Below are 1,939 nucleotides of genomic sequence, written 5' to 3' on the forward strand. Positions count from 1 at the left end.
TGCCCGTCGGATTTGGTATGAGCCGGTTTCGCCGCGCCGGGCCGGGTCAGCATGTCATCGTAGATGTCCAGGGTCGCCGCGTTGACGGCCTCCAGCGCGTAGGCGCCCTCCACGATGCCTCGGCCGGCCAGGCCCATGGAGCGGCGCTCCTCCGGGTTTTCCGCCAGCCGCTGCAGGGCATCGGCCAGGGCAGTCGCGTCGCGCGGCGGGACAAGCAGGCCGTTCGCGCCGTGCTCGACCAGATCCCGGCAGCCCGGCCAGTCGGTGGTCACAATGGCGCGCCCGCAGGCGGCGGCCTCGATCAGGCTCTTCGGGATGCCCTCGCCGTAGGTGGTGGGCAGCAGGGCAATATGCGCCTCCGCCCAGACCTTGCGGATGTCATCGCGGTAGCCCCACCATTCCACCAGCCCCTCGGCCTGCCAGGCTTCCAGCGTCTCGCGCGGGACGCTGTCGGGGTTGCTGGGGTCGGGGCGGCCGACCAGCGCCAGCCGCAGGGGCACGCCGCGCGCCTTGAGGATGCGTGCGGCCTCCACCGTGGCGCCGATGCCCTTGTTCCATAGCATGCGTGCGACAAGGGCGGCCACGGGCGCCCCCTCGGCATCCGGCAGGGCGGTCAGGTGACGGCAGTCCACGCCGCTGCCGGGGATGCGATGGACGCGGGCCGCCGGCACGATGCCCTGATCGACGAAAAAGGCCGCGTCGTCCCGGTTCTGCACGATCAGGCGCGAGCGCCGGTTGCCGAACAGCACCCGCGCCGCCAGCCGCAGCACCCGCCGGGCCACCGCCTTCTTCACGCCCTGTCCGGTAAAGGCGCCGCCCAATCCGGCGACCATGTTCACCACAATTGGCGCGCGCGCGATCATGGCGGCCAGCGAGCCGTAGGCCGCGGGCTTCAGGGCGACGTGGTGGATGACGTCCGGCCGTTCCCGCCGATAGATGGCGGCGAGCTGAAGAATGGCCGCCGCTTCCCGCAGCGGATTGGACTGACGCCGCGTCATGCGCAGCGGCACGAGCCGGAAGCCCTCGGCGCGGATGGCCTCGCCGTGGTCGGTGACGCGCGTCGCCACGGTCACGTCCCAGCCGGCGTCACGCGCGGCCCGCGCCAGGCCCAGCCGGTGCGACCAGAAATACCAGTCCTCCGTCACCACCAGCATGAGCCGGCGGCGGGGCAGGGCGCCGCTCATGCGCCGCCGTCCCGGCGTCCGTAGGGCCAGGGGCGGCCGATCGAGGTGTAGGTGAAGCCGGCCTCGGCCATCATTTCGGGCTCGTAGATGTTGCGCAGGTCGACCATCACCGGCGCCGTCATCAAGGCCTTGATGCGCGCAAAATCCAGCGAGCGGAACTCGTTCCACTCGGTCAGGATCGCCAGCACGTCGGCGCCTTCCATGGTGTCGTAGGCGCTGTCGCAGTATGTGATGCCGTCCAGCAGCTTCCGCGCCTCGTCCATGCTTTCAGGATCGAAGGCGCGCACGGTCGCACCGGCCTCCAGAAGGGCGGGAACAATGTCCAGCGCCGGGGCGTCGCGCATGTCGTCGGTGTTGGGCTTGAAGGCCAGGCCCAGGACGGCGACCGTCTTGCCCGCCAGGCTGCCGCCGCCGGCGGCGATGATGCGGTCGGCCATGGCATTCTTGCGCTGGGCGTTGATGTCCACCACGGTTTCGATGATGCGCAGCGGGCTGCCCAGGTCGTGCGCCGTGCGCACCAGCGCCAGCGTGTCCTTGGGGAAGCACGATCCGCCGTAGCCGGGGCCGGGGTGCAGGAATTTGCGCCCGATGCGGCCGTCCAGGCCGATGCCCTTGGCGACGTCGTGAACGTCGGAGCCGGCCTTCTCGCACAGGTCGGCGACCTCGTTGATGAAGGTGATCTTGGCCGCCAGGAAGGTGTTGGCGGCGTACTTGATCATCTCCGACGTTTCCAGGTTGGTGAACAGGATCGGCGT

Annotated in this window: 2 protein-coding genes; both read right to left on the bottom strand. The window is 70.2% G+C overall.

Features of this window, described 5'->3' with window-relative positions; all coding sequences use genetic code 11:
* Positions 1-1,184 (bottom strand): glycosyltransferase family 4 protein (locus tag C882_RS22680; RefSeq protein ID WP_152415479.1); only part of this gene is annotated, 1,184 nt, incomplete at its 3' end.
* A partial coding sequence (locus tag C882_RS22685; protein WP_043647383.1) for a UDP-glucose dehydrogenase family protein occupies positions 1,181-1,939 on the bottom strand: 759 nt, incomplete at its 5' end. The genes C882_RS22685 and C882_RS22680, both read right to left, overlap by 4 nt.

Origin of the sequence: Caenispirillum salinarum AK4 (assembly GCF_000315795.1) — a bacterium.
Lineage (GTDB): Bacteria > Pseudomonadota > Alphaproteobacteria > Rhodospirillales > Rhodospirillaceae > Caenispirillum > Caenispirillum salinarum.